Annotated in this window: 20 protein-coding genes, 1 other RNA gene and 1 pseudogene; 17 read left to right on the plus strand and 5 right to left on the minus strand. The window is 59.3% G+C overall.

Features of this window, described 5'->3' with window-relative positions; translation table 11 throughout:
* Positions 1-233: 233 nt before the first annotated feature.
* The gene (locus CE491_RS11665) at positions 234-1370 is read left to right on the plus strand and encodes an acyl-CoA dehydrogenase family protein (RefSeq protein WP_110948502.1); all 1137 of its coding nucleotides are present in this window, start codon (positions 234-236) and stop codon (positions 1368-1370) included.
* A 115-nt stretch (positions 1371-1485) separates the two neighbouring features.
* Here CE491_RS11665 and CE491_RS11670 read toward each other — a convergent pair whose 3' ends face one another.
* Positions 1486-2523: an NADP(H)-dependent aldo-keto reductase gene (locus tag CE491_RS11670; protein WP_110948567.1), complete on the minus strand. Its 1038-nt coding sequence runs from the start codon at positions 2521-2523 to the stop codon at positions 1486-1488.
* 240 nt (positions 2524-2763) lie between these two features.
* On the opposite strand from CE491_RS11670, the gene rplM reads away from it, so the two are divergent.
* From rplM to CE491_RS11705, 7 genes are all read left to right on the plus strand, one after another.
* A complete protein-coding gene (rplM, locus tag CE491_RS11675) occupies positions 2764-3192 on the plus strand; it encodes a 50S ribosomal protein L13 (RefSeq protein ID WP_108236898.1) in 429 nt (142 codons plus the stop codon).
* A gap of 14 nt (positions 3193-3206) precedes the next feature.
* Positions 3207-3599: a 30S ribosomal protein S9 gene (gene rpsI / locus CE491_RS11680; protein ID WP_110948503.1), complete on the plus strand. Its 393-nt coding sequence runs from the start codon at positions 3207-3209 to the stop codon at positions 3597-3599.
* Between the two features lie 251 nt (positions 3600-3850).
* On the plus strand, positions 3851-4444 hold the full coding sequence (petA, locus tag CE491_RS11685) for a ubiquinol-cytochrome c reductase iron-sulfur subunit (protein WP_110948504.1): 594 nt from the start codon (positions 3851-3853) through the stop codon (positions 4442-4444).
* Positions 4444-5655 carry a cytochrome b gene (locus CE491_RS11690; RefSeq protein ID WP_110948505.1) on the plus strand — a complete coding sequence of 404 codons (1212 nt, stop codon included), beginning with the start codon at positions 4444-4446 and terminating at the stop codon, positions 5653-5655. Before petA ends, CE491_RS11690 begins: the two co-directional genes overlap by 1 nt.
* Positions 5655-6437 (plus strand): cytochrome c1, encoded by a 783-nt coding sequence (locus tag CE491_RS11695; RefSeq protein ID WP_110948506.1) that lies wholly within the window; start codon positions 5655-5657, stop codon positions 6435-6437. Before CE491_RS11690 ends, CE491_RS11695 begins: the two co-directional genes overlap by 1 nt.
* A gap of 384 nt (positions 6438-6821) precedes the next feature.
* Positions 6822-7439, plus strand: coding sequence for a glutathione S-transferase N-terminal domain-containing protein (locus tag CE491_RS11700; RefSeq protein WP_110948507.1), 618 nt, complete (start codon positions 6822-6824; stop codon positions 7437-7439).
* Positions 7440-7457: 18 nt separating this feature from the next.
* Entirely contained in the window at positions 7458-7868 is a 411-nt protein-coding gene (locus CE491_RS11705; protein ID WP_110948508.1) for a ClpXP protease specificity-enhancing factor, read from the plus strand.
* 212 nt (positions 7869-8080) lie between these two features.
* On the opposite strand, the gene CE491_RS11710 is transcribed toward CE491_RS11705, so the two are convergent.
* The 4 genes and pseudogenes from CE491_RS11710 to CE491_RS11725 all read right to left on the minus strand — a co-directional run bounded on the left by CE491_RS11710 (position 8081) and on the right by CE491_RS11725 (position 11593).
* Positions 8081-8659 carry a BON domain-containing protein gene (locus CE491_RS11710; protein WP_110948509.1) on the minus strand — a complete coding sequence of 193 codons (579 nt, stop codon included), beginning with the start codon at positions 8657-8659 and terminating at the stop codon, positions 8081-8083.
* Positions 8656-9249: a phosphoheptose isomerase gene (locus CE491_RS11715; RefSeq protein ID WP_092408443.1), complete on the minus strand. Its 594-nt coding sequence runs from the start codon at positions 9247-9249 to the stop codon at positions 8656-8658. Before CE491_RS11715 ends, CE491_RS11710 begins: the two co-directional genes overlap by 4 nt.
* A 158-nt stretch (positions 9250-9407) precedes the next feature.
* A pseudogene (locus CE491_RS11720) lies at positions 9408-9782 on the minus strand (YraN family protein).
* Positions 9779-11593 (minus strand): penicillin-binding protein activator, encoded by a 1815-nt coding sequence (locus CE491_RS11725; protein WP_110948510.1) that lies wholly within the window; start codon positions 11591-11593, stop codon positions 9779-9781. The pseudogene CE491_RS11720 and the gene CE491_RS11725 overlap by 4 nt, the downstream one beginning before the upstream one ends.
* A gap of 222 nt (positions 11594-11815) precedes the next feature.
* On the opposite strand from CE491_RS11725, the gene rsmI reads away from it, so the two are divergent.
* From rsmI to mraY, 9 genes are all read left to right on the plus strand, one after another.
* On the plus strand, positions 11816-12721 hold the full coding sequence (gene rsmI, locus CE491_RS11730) for a 16S rRNA (cytidine(1402)-2'-O)-methyltransferase (protein WP_110948511.1): 906 nt from the start codon (positions 11816-11818) through the stop codon (positions 12719-12721).
* Between the two features lie 86 nt (positions 12722-12807).
* An RNA gene (gene rnpB, locus CE491_RS11735) (RNase P RNA component class A) lies at positions 12808-13165 on the plus strand.
* Positions 13166-13472: 307 nt separating this feature from the next.
* The gene (gene mraZ / locus CE491_RS11740; RefSeq protein ID WP_110948512.1) at positions 13473-13928 is read left to right on the plus strand and encodes a division/cell wall cluster transcriptional repressor MraZ; all 456 of its coding nucleotides are present in this window, start codon (positions 13473-13475) and stop codon (positions 13926-13928) included.
* Positions 13925-14872: a 16S rRNA (cytosine(1402)-N(4))-methyltransferase RsmH gene (rsmH, locus tag CE491_RS11745; RefSeq protein ID WP_110948513.1), complete on the plus strand. Its 948-nt coding sequence runs from the start codon at positions 13925-13927 to the stop codon at positions 14870-14872. The genes mraZ and rsmH overlap by 4 nt, the downstream gene beginning before the upstream one ends.
* Positions 14869-15162 (plus strand): cell division protein FtsL, encoded by a 294-nt coding sequence (gene ftsL / locus CE491_RS11750; protein WP_110948514.1) that lies wholly within the window; start codon positions 14869-14871, stop codon positions 15160-15162. Before rsmH ends, ftsL begins: the two co-directional genes overlap by 4 nt.
* Complete coding sequence (locus tag CE491_RS11755) at positions 15162-16907, plus strand: peptidoglycan D,D-transpeptidase FtsI family protein (protein WP_199885073.1); 1746 nt, start codon at positions 15162-15164, stop codon at positions 16905-16907. The genes ftsL and CE491_RS11755 overlap by 1 nt, the downstream gene beginning before the upstream one ends.
* A complete protein-coding gene (locus CE491_RS11760) occupies positions 16907-18370 on the plus strand; it encodes a UDP-N-acetylmuramoyl-L-alanyl-D-glutamate--2,6-diaminopimelate ligase (RefSeq protein ID WP_110948516.1) in 1464 nt (487 codons plus the stop codon). The genes CE491_RS11755 and CE491_RS11760 overlap by 1 nt, the downstream gene beginning before the upstream one ends.
* Entirely contained in the window at positions 18363-19733 is a 1371-nt protein-coding gene (locus CE491_RS11765; RefSeq protein WP_110948517.1) for a UDP-N-acetylmuramoyl-tripeptide--D-alanyl-D-alanine ligase, read from the plus strand. The genes CE491_RS11760 and CE491_RS11765 overlap by 8 nt, the downstream gene beginning before the upstream one ends.
* The gene (gene mraY, locus CE491_RS11770) at positions 19733-20815 is read left to right on the plus strand and encodes a phospho-N-acetylmuramoyl-pentapeptide-transferase (protein WP_110948518.1); all 1083 of its coding nucleotides are present in this window, start codon (positions 19733-19735) and stop codon (positions 20813-20815) included. Before CE491_RS11765 ends, mraY begins: the two co-directional genes overlap by 1 nt.
* Position 20816 lies beyond the last annotated feature (1 nt).

A 20816-nucleotide genomic window follows, 5' to 3' on the forward strand; every position in this document is an offset into this window, starting at 1 on the left:
GGCCTGGGTAAGGGTAGAGGCGAAAATCCCGTCGATCGCGAGGATGCTGACGCGCCGCAACGGCGCGGTGTGTTGAATAGACATAATCTGTTGTTCTTATATGGGAAAGTGGTCAAGCAACGGCGTGATCGTCTTATTTTTTGTCGGATGTGTCCAGTGTCGTCGTCATTGGGCTCGGAATACGCTCTGGTTGCAATCGTGTCCGACAATCCTCCTTCACGCCAAGGTGTCCCATGCTTCCAAGAACACTCTTTAGCTCCGAGCACGAGCTTTTCCGCGCCAGCGTTCGCAAATTTCTCGAGCAGCAGGCCGCGCCCTTTCATGCGCAGTGGGAGAAGCAGGGGCATATCGACCGCACGCTCTGGAACCGTGCAGGGGAGCAGGGCATGCTGTGTTCGCACCTGCCGGAAGAGTACGGCGGCATGGCAGCGGATTTCCTCTATACAACCGTGGTGATCGAGGAAATTTACCGACTGGGCCTGACCGGCATCGGATTTTCCCTGCACTCGGACATCGTTGCGCCCTACATCCTCCACTACGGCAGCGAGGCCCTGAAGCAGAAATATCTGCCGAAGATGGTCTCCGGCGAGCTGGTCACGGCCATTGCCATGACCGAGCCGGGCGCTGGCTCCGATCTTCAGGGCGTCAAGACCACGGCCGTGCTGGATGGCGACGAATACGTCATCAATGGCTCCAAGACGTTTATCACCAATGGCTTTCTCGCGGACCTGGTGATTGTGGTCGCGAAAACCGATCCCAAGGCCGGCGCCAAGGGCACCAGCTTGTTTTTGGTCGAAGCGGGTACGCCGGGGTTCGAGAAGGGCAAGCGCCTGGAGAAGGTCGGCATGAAGGCGCAGGATACGTCGGAGTTGTTCTTTCAGGACGTCCGGGTGCCCAGGGAAAATCTGCTGGGACAAGCCGGGATGGGCTTTGCCTATTTGATGCAGGAATTGCCCCAGGAGCGGCTGACAGTGGCCATCGGTGCGATCGCTTCAGCCGAAGCGGCGTTGCAGTGGACGCTGGAATACACCCGCGAGCGCAAAGCGTTTGGGCAGGCCATCGCCGACTTTCAGAACACGCGCTTCAAGCTGGCGGAGATCGCCACGCAAGTACAGATCGGCCGCACGTTCATCGACCGCTGCCTGGAGTTGCATCTGGAAGGCAGGCTGGATGTGCCTACGGCGGCCATGGCCAAGTACTGGTCCACCGACCTGCAATGCAAGGTGCTCGATGAATGCGTGCAGTTGCATGGCGGCTACGGCTTCATGTGGGAATACCCGATCGCCCGGGCTTGGGCCGATGCTCGGGTGCAGCGGATTTATGCGGGGACCAACGAGATCATGAAAGAGATTATTGCTCGTTCACTTTGACGCGAACTTGACCTTGTGGGAGCGCGCTTGCCCGCGATGTCGGTATTTCAGCTAACAATATGTTTTCAGACAAATTGCTATTGGCGGGCAAGCGCGCTTCTACAGGTATGCAGCGTTACGGAGCAGGATTGGGCTGATCCTTGTGTATCGCCTCGATCCCTGCCAGCACTTCCTCCGACAGCACCAGCTCAGCGCTGGCCAGGTTGCTTTCCAGTTGCTCCAGCGTCGTCGCGCCGATGATGTTGCTGGTCACGAACGCACGGCTGGTCACGAATGCCAGGGCCATTTGAGCTGGGTCCAGGCCGTGTTCGCGGGCCAGAGCGACATAGCGTGCGCAGGCTGCTTCCGACTGCGGATTGAAGTAGCGGGTGAAGCGGCTGTACAGACTCAGACGGCCTTTGGCCGGCCGTGCGCCGTTGGCGTATTTGCCGGACAGCAGGCCGAAGGCCATCGGCGAATAAGCCAGCAGACCGCATTGCTCGCGAATGGCGATTTCTGCCAGGCCCACTTCAAAGCTGCGGTTGAGCAGGTTGTATGGATTCTGGATCGACACCGGGCGCGCCAGGCCGTGAGCCTCGGATTCGGCCAGGTATTTCATCGTGCCCCAAGGCGTTTCGTTGGACAGGCCGACATGACGGATCTTGCCGGCCTTGACCTGCTCGTCCAGTGCCTGGAGGGTTTCCAGCAATGGCGTGAACTGCTCTTCGCTGTGGGCGTAGCCGAGCTTGCCGAAAAAGTTGGTGCTGCGTTCCGGCCAGTGCAGCTGGTAGAGGTCAAGGTAGTCGGTTTGCAGACGCTCGAGGCTGGCGTCCACGGCGGCGACGATGTGGTCGCGGTTGAATTTCAGCTGACCGTCGCGCACATAATCGATACCGTTGCCGGGACCGGCAATCTTGCTGGCCAGAATCCAGTCGGCGCGATCGCCGTTCTTCTTAAACCAGTTGCCGATGATGGTTTCAGTGCTGGCGTAGGTTTCTTTCTTCGGCGGCACCGGATACATCTCGGCGGTATCCATGAAATTGATCCCCGCCGCTTTTGCCCGTTCGATCTGGGCGAAGGCCTCGGACTCGCTGTTTTGCTCGCCCCAGGTCATCGTGCCGAGGCAGATTGCGCTGACATTGAGGTCGGTTCTACCCAGTTTGCGATAGTCCATCTGGCGCTCCTTTTGAAAAGAGCCATAAAAGCAGGTTGAAATTTTTTTCGCAATCTGCATAATTCCGCGTCTCTTTGTCATGGGAGTGATGCCCCGCGACACAAGACACCGCTGCGATCGAACGCGCTGACCCGAGCCCCCTATAGCGTTCGTGCCCGGCGGCCTTTGACTTGTCAAAGACCGTACTAATGAGTATGCTCCGCCGTCTATTTTTCAGGGCGGCCTTTGAGGCTTTAAAGAATGAAAACTTTTACCGCTAAACCGGAAACAGTAAAGCGCGATTGGTATGTCGTCGACGCTGCTGGCCAGACCCTGGGTCGTCTGGCCACTGAGATCGCGAGCCGTCTGCGTGGCAAACACAAACCGGAATACACTCCGCACGTCGACACTGGCGACTACATCGTCGTGATCAATGCTGAGCAAATCCGTGTTACTGGTGCCAAGACCTCCGACAAGATCTACTACTCTCACTCCGGTTTCCCGGGCGGGATCAAGTCGATCAACTTTGAAAAGCTGATCGCCAAAGCTCCTGAGCGCGTGATCGAGACCGCGGTCAAAGGCATGCTGCCTAAGAACCCGCTGGGTCGCGACATGTATCGTAAGCTGAAAGTCTATGCGGGCGCTGCACACCCTCATACTGCTCAGCAGCCCCAAGAACTGAAGTTTTAACGGAATAGTTCATTATGTCGGCGACTCAAAATTACGGCACTGGCCGTCGCAAGACCGCAACCGCACGCGTTTTCCTGCGTCCAGGTACCGGTAACATCTCCATCAACAACCGCTCCCTGGATTCGTTCTTCGGTCGCGAAACTGCCCGCATGGTAGTTCGTCAGCCGCTGGAACTGACCGAGACCGGTGAAAAATTCGACATCTACGTCACCGTCATCGGCGGTGGTGTGAGTGGTCAAGCTGGCGCAATCCGCCACGGTATCACTCGCGCTCTGATGTCCTATGACGAAACGCTGCGTAGCGCACTGCGCAAAGCAGGCTTCGTTACTCGCGATGCTCGCGAAGTTGAACGTAAGAAAGTCGGTCTGCGTAAAGCGCGTAAGCGTCCGCAGTACTCGAAGCGTTAATTCGCTTTCGTTCAAAAAGAACGCTCAGTCCTTATGGAACTGGGCGTTTTTTTATGGGCGTCTATTATCGATTGACGGCACGAATCATTCATAGGCGCCTCGTTTCATAGGGCCTCCCGCTTTTCACCGACAGGTAATGCCCTGGGATGTGAGGGAGTTTGATGCCGTTAGGCAAGATGTTTGACAGCTAAAAACAAATAATTCGAAAGAAAGGCCAGGCAGGCTTCCGCAAGCTGATGAGAGAGGACGGAATGAGCAATGACGGCGTGAATCCAGGCCGGCGTCGCTTCCTCGTCGCGGCCACCTCTGTGGTGGGGGCGGCCGGGGCGGTAGGCGCTGCGGTCCCGTTCGTGGGGTCATGGTTTCCCAGCGCAAAAGCCAGGGCGGCAGGCGCGCCGGTCAAAGTCAACGTCAGCAAGATCGAGCCAGGCCAGCAGATGATTGCCGAATGGCGCGGCCAACCGGTTTTCATCGTCCATCGCACCCCGGAAATCCTCAGCAATCTGGGCAAGCTCACTGCGCAACTCTCTGACCCCGAATCCAAAAACTCCACCCAGCCTGCTTACGTTGACCCTGTCGTTCGCTCGATCAGGCCCGAGATTTTGCTGTTGATCGGGATCTGTACCCACCTGGGTTGCTCTCCCACGTTTCGCCCCGAAGTAGCACCCGCCGATCTGGGCAAAGACTGGCTGGGTGGCTACTTCTGTCCCTGTCATGGCTCTCACTACGACCTGGCAGGGCGCGTCTACAAGGCGCAACCTGCACCGCTGAATCTGCCAGTGCCTCCGCATTCCTACGAGTCGGACTCAATCGTCGTCATCGGTGTCGATCAGGAGAAAGCGTAATGAGCAAGTTCATGGACTGGATCGATGCACGTTTTCCCGCCACTTCGATGTGGGAAGACCATCTCAGCAAGTACTACGCCCCCAAGAACTTCAACTTCTTCTATCTCTTCGGTTCGCTGGCGTTGCTGGTGCTGGTCAATCAGATCGTTACCGGCATCTGGCTGACCATGAGCTATACGCCTTCGGCGGAGGAGGCGTTTGCGTCCGTCGAATACATCATGCGTGACGTCGAATACGGCTCGATCCTGCGCCTGCTGCATTCCACCGGGGCTTCGGCGTTCTTCATCGTCGTCTACCTGCACATGTTCCGCGGGCTGCTATACGGGTCCTATCAGAAGCCGCGGGAGCTGGTGTGGATCTTCGGCATGCTGATTTACCTCGCGCTGATGGCAGAGGCCTTCATGGGCTATTTGCTGCCTTGGGGGCAGATGTCGTACTGGGGGGCTCAGGTGATCATCTCGCTGTTTGGCGCGATTCCGGTGATCGGCAATGACCTGGCCCAGTGGATCCGTGGTGACTACGTGATTTCCGGCATCACCCTGAACCGCTTCTTCGCCCTGCACGTGGTTGCCTTGCCGATCGTGATCCTGGGACTGGTGGTGCTGCATGTGCTGGCATTGCATGAAGTGGGCTCGAACAACCCGGACGGCGTCGATATCAAGCAATACAAGGATGAGGACGGCAAGCCGCTCGATGGCATCGCATTTCACCCTTACTACACCGTCAAGGATATCGTCGGCGTCGTGGTGTTCCTCTTCATCTTCTGTTCGGTCGTGTTCTTTTTCCCGGAAATGGGCGGCTATTTCCTGGAGAAACCCAACTTCGAGCAAGCCAATGCCTTCAAGACGCCGGAGCACATTGCGCCGGTTTGGTACTTCACCCCGTTCTACGCAATTTTGCGGGCGATCCCGGACAAGCTCATGGGCGTGATGGCAATGGGCGCGGCAATCGCGGTGTTGTTCGTTCTGCCGTGGCTGGATCGAAGCCCGGTCAAGTCCATGCGCTACAAGGGCTGGCTGAGCCGTATCTGGCTGCTGTTGTTTTGTGGGGCGTTCGTGATTCTGGGGATTGTCGGGGTGTTGCCGCCCAGCCCTGGACGGGCATTGCTCTCGCAGGTATGTACCTTCGTGTATTTCGCCTATTTCATCCTCATGCCGTTCTATACCCGGATGGAGCGAACGAAACCGGTTCCGCAGAGGGTGACGGGCTGATGAAAAAGCTATTGGCGGTTTTTATGCTGGTCGCTCTGCCTGTCCTGTCGTTGGCGACCGAGCAAGGTGGGCCCGAGCTGGAAAGCGTTGATATCGATGTCTCCGACAGGATCGCGCTGCAGGACGGCGCGCGAACCTTCGTCAACTACTGCATGGGCTGTCACAGCGCGAAATTCCAGCGCTACGAGCGGGTGGCCGATGACCTCGGTATACCCCACGAGTTGATGCTGGACAAGCTGGTGTTCACCGGCGCCAAGATCGGCGATCACATGCTCACCGGGATGCAACCGGCCGACGCCAAGACCTGGTTCGGCGCCGCGCCGCCCGATCTGACGCTGGTGGCACGGGTGCGCGGTACCGATTGGCTGTACGGCTACCTGCGTTCGTTCTACGAGGACCCTGCGCGGCCCTGGGGCGTGAACAACAAGGTGTTCCCGAACGTGGGCATGCCTAACGTGCTTGTCGGGCTGCAGGGCCGTCAAGTGATCGGCTGCAAGCAGGTGCAGGTGGTCGAAGATGACAAGAAACAGTACGACCCGCTGACAGGCGTTCCATTGACCCACGAAGCCTGCGACCAGTTGACCATCGTGCCAAAGACCGGAACGCTGACTGAAGAGCAGTTCGACGAAAAGGTCAAGAATCTGGTGACCTTCCTCGCGTATTCGGCTAATCCGGTCAAGCTGCAACATCAGCGTATCGGCACCTACGTGCTGCTGTATCTGGCGGTCCTGTTCATCTTTGCGTACCTGCTCAAGCGCGAATACTGGAAGGATGTGCACTGACCTCAAGCAGGTCCAGGCTTTGTCCGAAAGGTGGCTGCGCTCGACCATGGCGCATCAAAAACAGTCTCGGAATGCTCATTTAGGCCCCCTAAAGTCGAGCGCGACCCCGCCCGTTCCTCGCCTGTTTTTGCCTTGCCTGATCTTTGCCCGACGACTTTTCCTACCAGCCCGAGCTGAGCGGAACGCGCTCTGTAGAGCCTCGTTCGGGTAGTGGGCGCAGAGCGGGTATAGTGGCGGGCGAAAGATTGCAGAATTTACTTCGAGTAAATGAGCTATCTTGTCGCCCGCGACGAACATCCGCTGTCTGTGAATGTTGCCGGAGGCGCCTTCTGGGCGCGTTCGTCTTTTGTGCTTTTGAATATTTAACAAGCGAGGAGGACCGCCATGGGCGTGACCAATCGGTTGGCCTGTTACTCCGACCCCGCCGACCACTATTCCCATCGCGTGCGCATCGTGCTCGCCGAGAAAGGTGTCAGCGCCGAGATCATCGATGTTGTGGAGGGTCGTCATCCGGCCAAATTGATCGAGGTGAACCCGTACGGCAGCGTACCTACGCTGGTCGATCGTGATCTGGCGTTGTACGAGTCGACGGTGGTGATGGAATACCTGGATGAGCGTTACCCGCATCCGCCGCTGCTGCCGGTCTATCCTGTGGCCCGGGCCAACAGCCGTCTGCTGATCCACCGGATTCAGCGTGACTGGTGCGCGCTGGTGGACGTGATTCTGGATGCGCGCAGCAAAGAAGCTGTCCGTGCGCAGGCGCGCAAGGAGTTGCGCGAAAGTCTGGCTGGCGTGTCGCCACTGTTTGCGGAAAAGCCTTTTTTCCTCAGTGACGAGCAGAGTCTGGTCGACTGCTGTCTATTGCCCATACTCTGGCGCCTGCCGATTCTGGGTATCGAGTTGCCGCGGCCTGCCAAGCCGCTGCTTGATTATATGGAGCGCCAGTTTGCGCGTGAGGCATTCCAGGCAAGTCTGTCTGCTGCCGAACGCGACATGCGCTAAGGCCTAAGGAACCGTTCGATGAACTCCAGTCGCCCCTATCTGATCCGCGCTCTTTATGAGTGGATCGTTGATAACGATTGCACGCCGCACATTCTGGTGAACGCCGAATACCCGGCGGTGCAAGTCCCGCAAGGTTTCGCCAACGACGGCCAGATCGTGCTCAACATTTCGCCAAGCGCCGTGCGCCACCTGCACATGGACAATGACGCGGTGAGCTTCGAAGGTCGCTTTGGTGGCGTTCCGCACAGCCTCTATGTCCCAGTGGCCGCAGTCATGGGCATCTACGCCCGTGAGAACGGCCAGGGCATGGTCTTCGATCTGGAGCCGGCCGTGGATGAGGATGAAGATCTGGACGTGGACGACGATTTGCCGCCTGATGACGAGCCGCCACGCCCAAGCGGCCGGCCGAGTCTGAAAGTGGTCAAGTAACTCGACTGCGCGGTAACGACAAAGGCGATCCCGAGGGATCGCCTTTTTTATGTCTGCGTGGTGCGAAGCGGGAGCAAAACCATTCGATTCGGTAGCATCAGGCGCACCGCGTTTGCAGGATTTACTGCCGGTGCCCGGCAGATCGCGGGCAAACCTCACTCCTACACTCTCCGGGCAGAAGCCCGTCGTGCCTCAAATCCGCAGCATGCCCATCAGTCGATGTACTCAAACAACTTCACGATCTTCTGCACGCCCGCCACGCCCTGAACCAGGTTGGTGGCGCGGTTGGCTTCTGCCTGCGTCAGCAGGCCGAGCAGGTAGACGATGCCGTTCTCGGTGACAACCTTGATTCGCGAGCCCGGAATGGCGCTGTCGGTCAGCATTTCGGTCTTGATCTTGCTGGTCAGCCAGGCGTCGTTGCTACGTGCCAGCAGAGAGGAGGGTTCGATGACCTGCAGCTCGTTGTTGACCTTCTTGACCTTCTGCACCTGACTTGCGGTCTGTTCGGCCAGTTGTTTGAGGTCGGCACGCGGGGTCTGGCCAGCGAGCAGCACCACGCCGTTGAAGCTGGTCACGACGATGTGCGAGGCGTTGTCCAGGTCTGGACTGGCCTTGGCCACGTTGACGGCGACCTTGGTTTCGATCAGCGAGTCGTCGATCTTGCTGCCGAAGGTGCGGGTTCCGCGATCGTCATCGATCGGCGCTTCGCGGCTGACGTTGATCACCGAGCTGCATCCGCTGATGCCCAGACAGAGCGTCAGGGCCAGCAGGCTGAGACGTTTGGATATCATTCTTCACTCCCGAACAATTGGCTGTCGATCAAGTCACAAAGGCAGTGGATCGCCAGCAGGTGGACTTCCTGGATACGTGCGGTGACCTTGGCGGGAACGCGGATTTCGACGTCCTCCGGCAGCAACAGCGAAGCCACGTCGCCACCGTCCCGGCCGGTCAGGGCCACGACGATCATTTCCCGGTCATGGGCGGCCTGGATGGCCTGGATGATGTTGGCAGAGTTGCCGCTGGTGGAGATGGCCAGCAGCACGTCGCCTGGCTGACCCAGCGCGCGAATCTGTTTGGAAAAGATTTCGTTGTAGCTGTAGTCGTTGGCGATCGAGGTGATGGTCGAGGTATCGGTAGTCAGGGCAATGGCTGGCAGACTCGGTCGCTCACGTTCGAAACGGTTCAGCAGCTCGGACGAGAAATGCTGTGCATCGCCTGCCGAACCACCGTTGCCGCACGCAAGCATTTTGCCTTCGTTGAGCAGGGCGTTGACCATCACCTGGCTGGCTTGCTCGATGTAGGGTGCAAGAACGTCCATCGCCTGTTGCTTGGTATCGATGCTGGCCTGAAAAAGCTGGCGAATTCGGGATTGCATGTCCATCTATGAAAACCTTAATAGGGGCGGCTGGTCGGGCGACGTCTGAATCAGGTCATCGGCTTCCCGGCACAAAACTGTGCAGCCCGCAAAGCAAAGAGCAAAAAAACAGTGTGGGTTATGTGTTCCGGCGAGCGTGCTGGCATGGCTCGCGATCGATGGTGTCAGCTGTCGAAAGCGTTCTGCAGCCAGTTCAGCGCAGGCGCCGCGCCTGGGTCGCCATTGATTGCCACGACATCGAAGCGGCAGGGGGAATCTGCCCATTTCGATTCGCTTTGCAGAAACCATTGTGCGGCCAGGGTGAGCTTTCCCTGCTTGCGAAAATCGACGCTTTCCAGCGCGCCACCCTATCCGGCGTGGCGTCGATAGCGAACTTCGACGAATACTACTGTATCGCCGTCGAGCATGACCAGATCAAGCTCGCCGCGTCTGCATGACCAGTTCTGTGTAATCAGCTGTAAACCCTGTTCCAGCAAGTGCCGCAGGGCATAGGCTTCGGCCTCGCGCCCTGCGGACTGTCGCGTGTTGCTTGTGGTCAAGGAGCGGTGTCCGGCAGACGCTGAACCTTGCCGTCGACGAACTGTGCCCACGGCAGTTGGCGTTCGATGCGCTGACCCTGACCAATCGCCAGGCTACCGGACAGGCCGTCGATGCGGCTTTCAGGCAGGGTTTTCAGCTGGGTCAGGCGCGGGGCCAGGCGATAGGCATCGATGCCCATAGCGTATAGGCGGCCCAGGCTACCGGATGCTTGCGGCCATTGCGCGGTGACTTGCTGGCGTAGCGGATCGTTGGCGTTCAGCAGCCAAGGGGTTTCGCAGAAACGCACGCCACTCAGGTCGTTGTACATCGCCTGATCGTTGCTATTGGTGAACAGGTGCGAGGTGGCATAGACCGGAACGTCACCAGCGTACTGGAAGACCATCGTCGGTTTGATCTGTTGAGCCTGCTGCGGCGTTGCGGCCAGGAACATGAAATCCACGTCCTGACGACGACTCGGCTGCGCGGCCATTTGTGCGCCGGTGGTGCTTTGCAGGCGCTGAGCGCGACCTTCGCTGTTACGCAGTTGGAACAGATCGGCCACTTGCTGGGCCAGCGCAACGGGCTGATCGATGCGCTCGACACCCAGGAATGTGCCTCCCTTGGCTTGCCAGCTCTGACGGAAAGCGTCGAGAACGCGGTCGCCCCATTCGCCTTTTGGCACCATGGCCACTGCGCTGCGCTTACCATCGGCCCAAGCGCGACGCGCTACTTCACGGGCTTCGTCTTCGGCTGCGAGACCGAACTGGAACAACTCAGCCGGGCCTTGAGCGGTTGAGTCGCTGTAGTTCAGGGCAAGGGTCGTGATCGGCAACTGTTGATGGGTGCTCAACTGTTTGACCAGCGGCTTTTCCAGTGGACCGACGACCAGTTGAACACCGGCCGCCTTGGCTTGGGCGTAGAACGCGTCCATGGATGTCACGCGGGAACTGTCGAACACATCGATGGCTGGCGGATTCTGGCCCGCCTGCTGCGCTTGATAGTGAGCAGCCATGAAGCCGTCGCGCAACGCTCGGGATACCGAGGCCAACGGGCCTTCCTGTGGCAGCAGCAGGGCAATTCTGGTCAGTGGCTCGCTTTTCAGTTCGCGCAGTTGCGCCAGTGTGGTCGGGAGTTGGCGCGCCGCAGGGTGTTGCGGGTTCTGTGCTTTCCAGTTGTCGATGGCAGCCTGCTGTTGTTCCAGGGTGCCGGCGCCTTTAACCGCGCGGGCCAGGCTCAGCCAGCCGCCCATGTCGTCGTTGGAGGTGCTTTGCAGTTGCTCAGGTGGCAGGGCGGCGACCAAGGTCCAGATCGCGTCGTTGTTGGCGCTCAAGGCATCGCCTTGCAGCAGGGGCCCCATGAACACGCGCTCACTGGCTGCGGCAAGTGTCTGGCCATCGGCCTCGAGTGCGCGGGCGCGAACGGTGTGGGTGCGGGTCTGCAGATCGACCGGCATCTCACCCAGATGCTGCATGCTTGGGTGGTTGAGCGCGGTCAGGGCCGCTTTTGGCTGACTGCGACCCAGCGCGAGCTCGGCGGACAGAGTGTTGGCGTAGATTTGCTTGTCGGTCTTGAGCTGATCCATCTGGACCTGCTCAAGGATGCTTGCCGCGCGACCAGGGTTGTTCTGGCGGGCGGCCAGATCGGCAGCGGTCAGGCGCAACAAGGCAGCCTGGTCAGGCGTCTTGGCAGCAGTGGCTTGCTCGAGCAGTTGCTCGATGCTGGCGTCGGGTGTGCGTGGCAGTTCGCCAAGGCTGGAGGAGGGCGAACCGGCGCAAGCGGCCAACAAGGCAGCCAGGCAGAGGGCAGATAACAGCCGCAGGCAAGCGATCATGTCTATGTTCCTGATACTTGAGCAAATTAGCGTGGAATTGTACCCAAGCACTGGCCGGGGCGCGATGTTGTAGGCGTTAAGGCGCTGATATTGGTCGCCCCGAAGCGCTATCGAGCGTTTCAGGCAGTAGTTTGTCCTGGGTCGGGGCAACGGCCTGCATGTGTGAGCGTATGTGTCGGTCCATTGTTCAATCTCCCTGTTTGCATCGCCTTAACCTGTACAATGCAGGCTTTAATCGAACATGAGGTGTGCGCTTTGACTGCTCCGGGTGCTTTGAATTCCACTACGGGCTCGCTTTATGTGGTGGCCACGCCGATCGGCAACCTGGATGACATGAGCGTGCGTGCCTTGAAGGTGTTGCGTGGGGTGTCGCTGATTGCGTCTGAAGATACCCGGCATTCGTTACGACTGATGCAGCATTTTGGCATCGCGACCCCCTTGGCTGCGTGCCACGAGCACAACGAGCGCGAAGAAGGCAGTCGCTTCATTGCGCGTTTGCAGGCAGGCGATGACGTCGCGCTGATTTCCGATGCCGGAACCCCACTGATCTCCGATCCCGGTTACCACTTGGTGCGTCAGGCGCGGGCGGCTGGCATTCAGGTCGTGCCGGTACCGGGGGCCTGTGCACTGATCGCGGCGTTGTCTGCGGCGGGGCTGCCGTCTGATCGTTTTATCTTCGAAGGCTTTCTCCCGGCCAAATCGGTGGGACGCAAGGCCCGTCTGGAGTTGCTCAAGGAAGAACCGCGCACGGTGATCTTCTATGAAGCGCCGCACCGTATTCTGGAATGCCTGCAGGATCTCGAGGAAATCTTCGGCGCTGAACGTCCGGCAGTGCTCGGCCGCGAATTGACCAAAACTTTCGAAACCCTCAAGGGTCTGCCTTTGGGAGAGCTTCGCGCTTTCGTCGAGAGCGACAGCAATCAGCAGCGCGGTGAATGCGTGGTGCTGGTGGCGGGGTGGAGTGAGCCGGAAGGCGAGGACGCCATTGGTGCCGAGGCGCGGCGGGTGCTGGATTTGCTGCTGCAGGAAATGCCGCTTAAACGTGCGGCGGCAGTGGCAGCCAAAATCACCGGGGTGCGCAAGAATCTGTTGTATCAAGTGGCGCTGGAGAAGCAGAAGGGGGAATGATCGATCCCCGTCGGCCCTTCCTATAATCTGCGACAGGCTTATTAAAGCTTGTTCTTGTGGCGCCCTGCCATTAACCTTGGCGGCGGAGAGTCGATTGGACAGTCGCTGCCTTTCATTGTTCCGCAATGAAGGGGGGAGGAAAGTCCGGGCTCCATAGGGCAGAGTGCCAGGTAACGCCTGGGAGGCGCGAGCCTACGGAAAGTGCCACAGAAAATAACCGCCTAAGCGCTTCGGTGCCGGTAAGGGTGAAAAGGTGCGGTAAGAGCGCACCGCACGTCTGGCAACAGTTCGTGGCTAGGTAAACCCCACTCGGAGCAAGACCAAATAGGGTTCCTAGGCGTGGCCCGCGCTGGAACCGGGTAGGTTGCTAAAGATGTCCAGTGATGGCCGTCGTAGAGGAATGACTGTCCTCGACAGAACCCGGCTTACAGATCGACTCTCCACCTCCTTTATCTCCCCTCGTTTGTACCGTTTCTCCCTCCGTGTAATGCCAAAAAAATCTTAAACCTCACAAAACACTTTAAGTTTTGCCCTTATCTTTTTGAGTTCCCTCGGATTTATCGATGGGAACGCTCCGAATATTTCCAAAACTCCTCTGTTACTCATCGTAAATCTCCGTCCTGTAAGGGTTTTCCTTAAGAAGTCGCCTTGACGGTGTGGTGGGCGCATTCCTATAGTGTGCGCAAGTGGCGGAAAGTGGCGTGAAGTGGGTTTTTTGACCGCAAAACGATAATATTCGGAGAAAGCGCCTGTGTTCCGTGGTGCAAACGCAATCAATCTCGACGCAAAGGGCCGTCTCGCTATGCCGAGCAGGTACCGTGACGAGTTGGATTCGCGTAGCTCCGGCCAATTGATCGTGACCATTGATACCGTCGACCCATGCTTGTGCATCTATCCGCTCCCCGAATGGGAACTGATCGAAGCCAAATTGCGTGAGCTCGCCACATTTCGTGAAGAGAACCGTCGCCTGCAGCGACTGTTGATCGGTAATGCGGTTGATCTGGAACTCGATGGCAGCGGGCGTTTTCTGGTGCCTCCGCGTTTGCGTGATTACGCCAAGCTCGATAAGCGAGTGATGCTGGTAGGCCAGCTCAACAAGTTTCAACTGTGGGATGAGGACGCCTGGAACGCACTTGCTGATGCGGACCTTGCGGCTATTCAAAAACCGGGCGCGATGCCTGATGAACTGCGTGATTTGATCTTGTGACTACGAATAGCGGCTTTACCCACATCACCGTACTGCTCGAAGAAGCCGTCGAGGCTCTCGCGGTGCGTGCCGATGGCTGCTATCTGGACGGCACTTTCGGGCGAGGCGGACACAGCCGTCTTATATTGCAGAACCTGGGGCCGGATGGCCGGCTTCTCGGATTCGATAAAGATCCTCAAGCGATTGCCACGGGGCAAGCGCTGGCGGCCGAAGACGGCCGCTTTGTCATTGTGCAGCGCAGTTTTGCCGAGTTGGGCTCCGAGGCTCTGGAACGGGGCATTGCAGGCAAAGTCAGCGGCATCCTGCTTGATCTTGGCGTTTCCTCGCCGCAGTTGGACGACCCTGAGCGCGGATTCAGTTTCATGAACGATGGCCCGCTGGACATGCGAATGGACCCGTCTCGCGGGGTCAGTGCCGCTGAGTTCGTCAACTCCGCACCTGCCGAAGAGATCGCCCGCGTCTTCAAGGAATACGGTGAGGAGCGTTTCGCTAAACGCATGGCTGGCGCTGTCGTTGCTCGTCGCGAAACCCAACCTTTCGAACGCACGGGCGACCTGGCCGAAGTATTGAAAGTCGCCAATCCTGCCTGGGAAAAGGGCAAGAATCCGGCGACGCGTGCTTTTCAGGGTTTGCGCATTCACGTCAACAACGAACTCGGCGATCTGGAAGCCGGTCTCGAGGCGGCGCTGGAAACCCTGGAAGTGGGCGGCCGTCTGGCAGTCATCAGCTTCCATTCGCTGGAAGACCGCATCGTCAAACTGTTCATGCGCAAGCTGGTCAAGGGCGAGGCAGACAACATGCCGCGCAACCTGCCAATCCGCCATCAGGCATTCGAGCCGCGCATCAAGCTGATCGGCAAGGCTCAATTCGCCTCCGACGAAGAAACCCGCGCCAACCCACGTTCGCGCAGCGCTGTCATGCGTGTTGCGGAGAAACTACGGTGAGTCGCGGTTTCTTCAAGCCATTGCCAGGCGGCAGCTTCTTCATGCTGTTGCTGTTCATTGCCGTCCTCGTTTCGGCGATTGCCGTTTCCTACAGCGCACACTGGAACCGTCAGCTGCTCAACTCGCTGTACGCCGAACTCAGTGTTCGCGACAAGGCGCAGGCCGAGTGGGGTCGCCTGATTCTTGAGCAAAGCACCTGGACCGCTCACAGCCGCATCGAAGCGCTGGCGACCGACCAACTGAAAATGCGTATCCCGAACGCCGCCGATATCCGGATGGTGTCGCCATGATGAAACTCGAAGGGGCACTCTACCCTTGGCGGTTCCGTGTCGTGGTCGGCTTGCTGTCTGTATTGGTGGCGGCGATTGCCTACCGCATCGTCGATTTGCAGGTCATCGACCATCGCTTCCTGATCGAGCAGGGCGATGCGCGCAGCCTGCGTAACGTTTCCATTCCCGCACACCGTGGTCTGATCACCGACCGTAACGGTGAACCTCTGGCTGTCAGCACGCCGGTCACCACCATCTGGGCCAACCCGTCTGAAATGCAGGCGGACAAGAGCAAATGGCCGCAACTGGCGCAGGCGTTGGGCCAGGACCCAAAAGCCATGGCCGACCGTTTGAACGAACAGGCCAGTAAAGAATTCATCTATCTGGTTCGCGGGCTGACCCCGGAGCAGGGCCAGTCGGTCCTGGATCTCAAGGTTCCCGGTGTTTACGGCAAGGAAGAGTTCCGCCGGTTCTATCCTGCCGGTGACGTGACCGCTCACATGGTGGGCTTTACCGACCTCGACGATCACGGCCGTGAAGGTGTCGAACTCGCCTATGACGACTGGCTCGCCGGCGTGCCGGGCAGAAGACAAGTGATCAAGGATCGGCGCGGCAGGCTCATCAAAGACTTGCAAGTGAAGAAAAACGCCAAGGCCGGGAAGACCTTGGCTTTGTCTATTGATCTGCGCCTGCAGTACCTGGCGACCCGCGAACTGCGCAACGCGATTCAGGAAAACGACGCCAAGGCCGGCAGCCTGGTGATCATGGACGTGAAGACCGGCGAAGTGCTGGCGATGGTCAACCAGCCTACCTACAACCCGAACAACCGTCGCACCATGGTTCCGGCGGCGATGCGTAATCGCGCGATCATCGACGTGTTCGAACCGGGTTCGACCATGAAACCGATCTCCATGACCGCAGCCCTGGACAGTGGCCGCTGGAAACCCAGCGACAAGGTCGAGGTGTATCCGGGCACGCTGCAGATCGGCAAATACACCATTCGTGACGTGACCAAGACCGAAGGCCCGATCCTCGACCTGACCGGCATCCTGATCAACTCCAGTAACGTCGGCATGAGTAAGGTCGCGTTCGACGTCGGCGGCGAAGCGATCTTCCGCGCCATGCAGCGCGTTGGCCTGGGTCAGTACACAGGCTTGGGCTTCCCAGGCGAGCGCGTAGGCAACCTGCCGAACTATCGTGAATGGCGCAAGGCGGAAACAGCGACCTTGTCTTATGGCTATGGCCTGTCGGTGACGGCGCTGCAATTGGTGCACGCCTACTCGGCGCTGGCCAACAACGGCAAGATCGTCCCGCTGACCATTCTGAAAACCGACAAGCCATCGGATTCGGTTCAGGCCATTCCAGAGGCGACCGCAAAAACCCTGCAAGGCATGCTGCAGCAGGTGATCGAGGACCCGCGCGGTGTCTATCGTGCCCGTGTGCCGTCGTACCACGTGGCCGGCAAGTCGGGTACCGCGCGTAAGACTTCGGTCGGCACCAAAGGCTACGCCGAAAATTCCTATCGCTCGCTGTTCGCCGGTTTTGGTCCGATGAGCAACCCGCGTTACGCCATCGTGGTGGTGATCGACGAACCGAGCAAAGGCGGTTACTTCGGTGGTCTGGTTTCCGCGCCGGTGTTCAGCAAAGTAATGTCGGGCACATTGCGTCTGATGAACGTGCGCCCGGACAATCTCGCGCCGGTTCCGCCTGAACAGCAAGCCAACGCCGCACCCCTCGTCGTTCCAGTCAAGGGAGGGCGCGGCTGATGTCTTTCAACTTGAGCAAGATTTTCGCCCAGAGCGACCGAGACCTGTTGATTCGTGAGCTGACCCTGGACAGCCGCAAGGTGCGTCCGGGCGATCTGTTCCTGGCGATTCCGGGCCTGAAAGTCGACGGCCGCGATCACATCACGGACGCCATTGCTCACGGCGCAGCGGCCGTGGCCTATGAAGTCGAAGGCGCCAAAGTGCTGCCGATCACCGATATCCCGATGATTCCGGTCAAGGGGCTGGCCGCGCAATTGTCGGACATCGCCGGACGCTTTTATGGCGATCCGAGCCGCAACCTCAATCTGGTCGGTGTAACCGGCACCAATGGCAAGACCAGCGTCACCCAATTGATCGCCCAAGCGCTCGACAAGTTGGGCCAGCACTGCGGTCTCATCGGCACGCTGGGCACCGGCTTCTATAGCGAATTGAAAAGCGGGATTCATACCACGCCCGATCCGATTTCCGTGCAGGCGACCATTTACGACCTGAAAAAGGCCGGGGCCAAGGCCATCGCCATGGAAGTGTCGTCCCATGGCCTGGATCAGGGGCGCGTCACGGCGCTGGCATTCGATGTCGCAGTGATGACCAATCTTTCCCGCGACCATCTGGACTACCACGGCACGATGGAGGCTTATGGCGCCGCCAAGGCCAAGCTGTTCGCCTGGAGTGACCTGAGTTGCCGCGTGATCAACCTCGACGATGAGTTCGGCCGCCAACTGGCCGCCAGACAACATGCATCGCGCCTGATCACCTACAGCCTTGAAGACAGCAGCGCTTATCTATTCTGCCGCGATGCGCATTTCGATGACGACGGTGTCCGCGCCACACTGGTGACCCCTCAGGGTGACCACGTCTTGCGCAGCAGCCTGTTGGGTCGTTTCAACCTGAGCAACGTGCTTGCGGCAGTTGGCGCTTTGCTGGGCCTGGACTACCCGCTTGACGACATTCTCAAAGTGCTGCCGAGCCTCGAAGGCCCTGTTGGCCGTATGCAGCGCCTTGGTGGCGGCGCGCATCCGCTTGTGGTGGTCGACTATGCCCACACCCCGGATGCGCTGGAAAAGGTTCTCGCCGCGCTACGCCCACACGCGAAAGGTCAGCTGACCTGCCTGTTCGGCTGCGGTGGTGATCGCGATCGCGGCAAGCGTCCGCTGATGGCCGAAGTGGTCGAGCGCCTGGCCGACAAGGTGCTGGTCACCGACGACAACCCGCGCACCGAAGACCCGGCACGCATTTTCGACGACATCCGCGCCGGTTTCAGCGCTATGGACAGCGTTGAGTTCGTGGCGGGTCGTGGTCAGGCCATCGCTCAGATCATCGCCCAGGCCCAGGCCGCCGACGTGGTCGTGTTGGCCGGCAAGGGGCATGAGGATTACCAGGAAATCGACGGCCAGCGTCATCCGTTTTCCGATCTTGAAGAAGCCGCCAGGGCACTGGACGCATGGAGGGCTGCGCATGCTTAGGCCACTTTCGTTCAGCGAACTGCTGCAGCCGCTCGACGCGCGTCGGGTCGGCGAAGATGCAAGCTTTAATGGCGTCAGTATCGATAGCCGCTCGATCAAGCCAGGGCAGTTGTTCGTGGCACTGACCGGCCCTAATTTCGACGGCCACGATTATCTCGATCAGGTGGCTGCCAAAGGTGCGGTCGGCGCATTGGTCGAGCGTGAGATTGCGGGCAGTACGCTGCCGCAACTGATCGTTGGCGATACCCGCAAGGCGCTGGCGCAGTTGGGCGCGATGAATCGCAACGCTTTCGTCGACAAGCCAGTGGCTGCAATCACCGGTTCCAGCGGCAAGACCACGGTCAAGGAAATGCTCGCCAGCATTCTGCGTACCCGCGGTCCGGTGCTGGCGACGCGCGGCAATCTGAATAACGAGTTGGGCGTTCCGCTGACCCTGCTGGAGCTGGCGCCGGAGTTCGACGCGGCAGTCATCGAGCTGGGTGCCTCGCGCATCGGTGAAATCGCATTCACTGTCAGCCTGACCAAACCTCATGTTTCAGTGCTGACCAACGCCGGCACTGCACATGTGGGCGAGTTCGGGGGACCTGACAAGATCGTCGAAGCCAAGGGCGAAATCATCGAAGGGCTCGACGCCCAAGGCACCGCGGTATTGAACCGCGACGACAAGGCATTCGACATCTGGGTGGCCCGTGCTGGCGCGCGCAAGGTGCTGAGCTTCTCTACCAGGGACAGCGAAGCCGACCTGTATGCCAGTGATCTGGGCATCGACGCCCGTGGCTGCCCGGCCTTTACCCTGCACTGCCCGAGCGGTTCGGCGCAGGTGCAACTGAATTTGCTGGGCGCACACAACGTGGCTAACGCGTTGGCCGCCGCCGCCGCTGCCCACGCGCTGGGCGTCTCGCTGCCGGGCATCGTCTCCGGTCTCGACGGCGTTCAGCCGGTCAAGGGCCGCACCGTGGCGCAACTGGCGACCAACGGCATGCGGGTGATCGACGACACGTACAACGCCAACCCGACCTCCGTCGCAGCGGCTACTGACATCCTGGCCGGTTTTGCAGGCCGCAAAATTCTGGTGCTGGGCGATATCGGTGAACTGGGCGACTGGGCCGAGCAGGGCCATCGGGATGTCGGCGCTTATGCCGCGGGCAAGGTCGACGCGCTGTATGCCGTCGGTCCGTTGATGGCCCATGCGGTCAAGGCTTTCGGGCAGGATGCCCGCCATTTTGCAAGTCAGGCCGACCTGATCGAGGCGCTTGGCGCCGAGCAAGACAAGAACACCACCCTTTTGATCAAAGGTTCTCGCAGTGCCGCGATGGAAAACGTCGTGGCGGCTCTGTGTGCTACCAGCTTGGAGAAACATTAATGCTGCTGCTGCTGGCCGAGTATCTGCAACAGTTCTACAAAGGCTTCGCGGTCTTCCAGTACCTGACCCTGCGCGGGATTCTTGGCGTGCTCACCGCATTGTCACTCTCGCTGTGTCTCGGTCCGTGGATGATCCGTGCCCTGCAGAGCAAGCAGATCGGCCAATCCGTGCGTAACGACGGTCCGCAATCTCACTTGTCAAAATCCGGCACCCCGACCATGGGCGGTGCGCTGATTCTGTCCGCCATCGGGATCGCCACCCTGCTGTGGGCAGATCTCTCCAATCGCTACGTGTGGGTGGTGCTGATCGTCACGCTGCTCTTCGGTGGTATCGGCTGGGTTGACGACTATCGCAAAGTCATCGAGAAAAACTCGAAAGGGCTGCCAAGCCGCTGGAAGTATTTCTGGCAGTCGGTGTTCGGTCTGGGCGCTGCGATCTTCCTTTATATGACTGCGCAATCGCCGGTGGAAACCACGCTGCTGATCCCCATGCTCAAGGACTTCAGTATCCCGCTGGGCATTGGCTTCGTGATCCTGACCTACTTCGTGATCGTCGGCTCCAGCAATGCGGTCAACCTGACCGATGGCCTGGACGGTCTGGCAATCATGCCAACGGTCATGGTCGGCGGCGCGCTGGGCATTTTCTGCTACCTGTCCGGCAACTCGAAATTCGCCGAATACTTGCTGATTCCTTATGTCCCGGGCGCGGGCGAGTTGATCGTGTTCTGCGGTGCGCTGATCGGTGCTGGCCTGGGCTTTCTCTGGTTCAACACCTATCCGGCCCAAGTCTTCATGGGTGACGTCGGTGCGCTGGCGCTGGGCGCGGCCCTGGGCACCATCGCAGTCATCGTTCGTCAGGAAATCGTTCTGTTCATCATGGGCGGCGTGTTCGTGATGGAGACCCTGTCAGTCGTCATTCAGGTCGCATCCTTTAAATTAACCGGCCGCCGCGTTTTCCGTATGGCACCGATCCATCACCACTTTGAACTCAAGGGCTGGCCCGAGCCACGCGTGATCGTCCGTTTCTGGATCATCACTGTAATTCTCGTGCTGATCGGCCTTGCCACGTTGAAACTGAGGTAAG

This window comes from Pseudomonas bohemica (assembly GCF_002934685.1).
Classification (GTDB): Bacteria; Pseudomonadota; Gammaproteobacteria; order Pseudomonadales; family Pseudomonadaceae; genus Aquipseudomonas; species Aquipseudomonas bohemica.